The organism is Aquiflexum sp. (genome assembly GCF_041751335.1).
In the GTDB taxonomy this organism is placed as follows: domain Bacteria; phylum Bacteroidota; class Bacteroidia; order Cytophagales; family Cyclobacteriaceae; genus Aquiflexum.
This window is the reverse complement of sequence record NZ_JBGSXS010000342.1, coordinates 1-4,524: the sequence shown is the minus strand read 5'-3', so window position 1 is coordinate 4,524 and position 4,524 is coordinate 1. Positions and strand designations below refer to the sequence as shown.

Below are 4,524 nucleotides of genomic sequence, written 5' to 3'. Positions count from 1 at the left end.
AATACATCGGGATTTACCTCGAAATTGCTTGACATCATTGGCTGAAGGAAATTTGTAAAATCCATGTTCATAATTTAATTCTCCACCACCTCCCTCAAACAACTCTGCATCCATTGTTCTTGGGTGGCTTGAAGGTTTTCTATTTCTTGATCGAGTTTTTCACATAAAGAAATTAACCTATTGACTTTTTCCACAATAACTTTTTGCTCTTCGAGGGGAGGGATTGGAATCAAACCAACAAGAAGATTAGCATCGTTAATTGCTGGATATGCTACACCTTTCATGCAACTTTCAACATATTTAATAAAAAAGTAGGATCGTAAAACATGATATAAGTAAATCTCTGAGCATCCAAGAATAGGATTAAGAATTGCAAAAGCGGTACTTGCTATAGCCTCGCAAGAAAACTCTTTATCCACAACTGCTATATTCAAAAGATAAGGTCGGACAGTTGAATAAATTACACAACCTTTCTCTACAATTTTCCTTGCTCTTGAAGGAGCTTCATTTGGCGAAAGAATCTTTAGGTCATTTTTTATAACGCCCAATTGATTATCAATAGACGCCACGTCAATATATTCAAATTCTTTATCAGGAGTTTTCTGTCCAAAATTATGGATGTAATCACCAAGTCTGCTCCACGCCCAGCTTTCGGGTAAATTAAAAGGTATTTTTTCTGACGAGATTTCAGGGAAAACATTCTCTTTCTTAATCATTTTTTCTCTAATCAGCTGCCCTTTTTCAGAATGAATTCTCTTCAATAAATCGGAAGCAGGCTCCACATCCGGATTTTCCACCCGCCATTGCTTAGTTAATTTCCCTTGCACTGCCAACTGCAAAATCAACCCTTTGAGCTCCTCTGCATTTTTGGGATGCAGGGTCAGTTCCTTAAAATGTTCTAATAACTGCATAAGTTTAGCGTAGAGCTTCTGTCAAGACTTTGATAATCTCGTCCTGAATGTCTGAGATCTTTTTTTCGGTGGCCTGATATTTCTTCAGCAAAACTTCCGGACTTTCTAAATCATCCGCTTCCTGATGGGGGTTTTTGATATCCAGGTTGTATCCTCGGTTTTTGATTTCCTCAGCAGAAACCTTCCAGGCATATTGGGTGTAGGCTTCATTTTCCCGATCATTCCACCAAGCTTTTTCCAAATCAAATTCCTTGATATGAATAGGTTTGCCTTTGTTGTAGCTTTTCACTCCTTCAGGATAGGGATGCTCAAAGTACCAGATGTCTTTGGTCTGTTGCCCTTTTTCGAAGAAGAGCAAATTAGTCTTGATTCCTGTGTAGGGATTGAACACGCCATTGGGAAGACGCACGATGGTGTGCAGGTTGCAGCGCTCCATCAGTTCTTCTTTGATCCGGGTTTTTACACCTTCACCAAAGAGCGTCCCATCGGGCAAGACCACGGCGCATCTTCCGCCATCTTTCAGCAAGCGGATAATCAAAGCCAAGAATAGATCGGCTGTTTCCTTAGTTCGAAACTTCTGTGGGAAATTGGTTTCCGTCCCATCTTCTTCCACCCCACCAAAAGGAGGGTTGGTCAATATGATATCTACCTTGTCACTTGCTCCCCAGTCTGCATAGGGTTTGCTTAAGAGATTATCTCTACGCACGGCAGGCACATCGACGCCGTGCAGCATCAGGTTGGTGGTGCAGAGCAAATGGGGCAGGGGCTTCTTTTCTATCCCGCGGATGGTGGCCTGTAGGTCACGCTCGTCTTGGTCATTTTGCACCAATTTCTTCTTATGGTCTATGGTGCAGGTAAGAAATCCTCCCGTGCCTGACGCTGGGTCGAGAACGGTTTCCTTGAGTTGGGGATCGATGATATCCACCATAAACTGTGTCACCGCCCGAGGGGTATAATACTCTCCCGAGGAACCCGCTGACTGCAATTCTTTCAGAATCGTTTCGTAGAGGTCATTGAACAGGTGACGGTCTTTGGAACTGTTGAAATCGATGCGGTTGATCTGATTGATCACCTGACGGAAGAGCGTTCCGTTTTTCATATAGTTGTAGGTATCCTCAAATACAGACCGGATAATCTTGGCCTGTGGACTGATGCTGAAATCCAGTTCTTTCAAGGCTGGAAACAGCTCATTGTTGATAAAGTCCATCAGGGCATCGCCGGTCAGGCCTTCCTCATTTGCTGCCCAGGTTTGCCATTTCAGTCTGTCGGGAATCGGGCTTTGGTAACCCTCGATGGTGATCTCCCATTCTTCTTCCTTATCTGCAAAAATCTTCATAAAAAGCATCCAGACCATCTGCGAGATGCGCTGTGCATCCCCATCTACTCCCGTGTCTTTCCGCATAATGTCGCGGATGCCTTTGATATTGGTGGTGATTGTAGTCATCTAATTTTCTTATGCTAGTTTTTTTTACTGAGTAATTGCAAAAAAGCGATTCCCCGCTTGGTTATTCTGTATTGTTGGTTTTTACTTTTTGGCTTTTCCGGGATTGTCCATTCGATTAATGCCTTTTCCAACAAACTACTTAACGTCTTTTTCAGTGGCCCTGAGATACTTTTTTGGCCTAAAACTGTAGCGATTCCCTTAGTATTAATTTCTTTAGGTGAAATTATTTTTAGAACTTTTGAAATAAGCGACTCATGCTGTAACTCGTGCTGTAACTCGTGCTGTAACTCGTGCTGTAACTCGTGCTGTAGCTCGTGCTGCAACTCCTGTCGCAACTCCTGTTGTAACTCCTGTTGTTGTAAGTAATTCTGATTTATAAATGCTACTCTGAAAGATGTGCCTGGTTCACTCCAGCTAAGTTTTATTTCGGGATATGCTTTTAAATCATCTGCGATCAACTGCAGTCCATTTCCCCATTGTTCAATTAAACCAAGGCGCTTGAATATTGGAGCAAGTACTTTATTTCTAACATCAGATTGTCCTGCAAACATTTCATCAAAATCTACCGTCGGCATCAATTTACCAGGGCTGGTTATTTCGATTTTATCGTCAAAAATAGCAATTTTAATATCTTTTCCGGTGAGGGAGTAATCTCTATGAATAACTGCATTTCGAATGACCTCACGTAGTGCAATGATCGGATATTCCCAACGATCGTTTCTATAAACGCCTTCGTAATTTTTAGTCCCCTCAGAGATATGACGTTTGACAAAGTTCAAGGCCAGTTCTGCATGTCCAACAATGCTACCTGTAAAAGATTTTTGATCGATAAAATTACCGGGTTTGGTTCCTTTAAACCTAGCGCATTCAATTTTAGCGTTTGGAAAAAGCCGAGTTTTTAATTTATCATTTGAAAGAAGAATAAGTGAATTAGAAGCTCGCTTTTGTCCTTGATCTTTGACAATAAGGTTCAATTTTTCAAGGATATTTTCTGTTAAATCTTCACTTGTTTTCTCCTTAAAAAAAGCAGCGAATTCATCTATTGCTATTTTATTGAAGTCTTTGGAATAATTCAATTCTGCGTCAAAAGAAATATTTGATGCTAATCTTTCCAGATGCAAAATCGTTTCACTATCGCCTAGTCTATTGGATGAACCTACTCGAATAAAGGTGCCTTCATCCTTTCCTTTGCTTTTTAAAAAGTAAGGCGGCTTACTTCCTTTGTGGATGTAAACTCGAATAAAATGTTTGCCTTCTTCTGCGAAGAATGAAATTTCTGGCTGAATTAAAGGAGTACAGGAGTCATGAATAATATTGCTGATTTTGTTTTCGATTCCATCTAATTTATTTTCAGAAATACCAATCAGTAATCTGGGATTGTTTTTTACGCCGATATATAGTTCACCTCCTGCATCGTTTGCAAAAGCGATAACTGTTTTTGTAAAGTCAGCATTAGATGGCATAGTCTCTTTGAATTCAAGCCGTCTTCCTTCAGGTAATTTTATTTTATCTGCTAATTTCAATTTACGCCGATTTATAAATTTCCTTTTCCAATTCTTTTATTGCTTTCTCAAAATCCTTCCCTTTACCAAAAGCCCTTACCAATTCCACAGGAGATCCCAATTGATTGAGCGGCTGAACTTTGAGGATAGAACCTTGTTCAATGGTGGTGATTCCCTCTTGTTCATACTTATCCAAAAGCGCATTGAGCACAGCCTGTGCTTTTTCACTGTATTTGGCAAAGTAATTTCTTTTGCGCACTTGTTCTGCCCGTTCTTTTCTGGTCAATGCTGGCTGATCAAAGGCAATATGACAGATCAGGTCAAAATCATCCATTTCTTTACCGACTTCCTCCCGAAGTGCTTCCAATAAAATCCCCTGTTCAGCCAATTCAGCGAACAGCACTTCTTTTTTATCAGCTTCGGTCCAGCGCATAATAAATGCATCCAATGAACCGAAATTCTTATCCATGTTTTTTCGGGTATAATCCTTCAAAGATTCCGTAATCAATCTACCATCCGCTGCAAAGTATTGGATGCGCTGATTGATGACTTTCACTTCTATATCATTCACATAGTACTTTTTTGGTTCGGTGTCCGGGTCAGGTTCATGTATATTGATATCAGTAGAAGAAGGCCCTTCCCAAGTTGGTTCAGGTTCCCTGACCTG

Annotated in this window: 4 protein-coding genes; all 4 read right to left on the bottom strand. The window is 40.6% G+C overall.

Translation table 11 applies throughout. The features are described 5' to 3' along the window. Window positions 1-74 precede the first annotated feature (74 nt). Window positions 75-911 (bottom strand): restriction endonuclease subunit S, encoded by an 837-nt coding sequence (locus tag ACEW8U_RS19100; protein WP_373523659.1) that lies wholly within the window; start codon window positions 909-911, stop codon window positions 75-77. 4 nt (window positions 912-915) lie between these two features. After that, complete coding sequence (locus ACEW8U_RS19095; protein ID WP_373523658.1) at window positions 916-2,355, bottom strand: N-6 DNA methylase; 1,440 nt, start codon at window positions 2,353-2,355, stop codon at window positions 916-918. Window positions 2,356-2,369: 14 nt separating this feature from the next. Continuing rightward, entirely contained in the window at window positions 2,370-3,878 is a 1,509-nt protein-coding gene (locus ACEW8U_RS19090) for an ATP-binding protein (RefSeq protein ID WP_373523657.1), read from the bottom strand. A gap of 1 nt (window position 3,879) precedes the next feature. Beyond that, window positions 3,880-4,524: type I restriction-modification enzyme R subunit C-terminal domain-containing protein (locus tag ACEW8U_RS19085; protein WP_373523656.1), on the bottom strand; the 645-nt coding region annotated here is incomplete at its 5' end.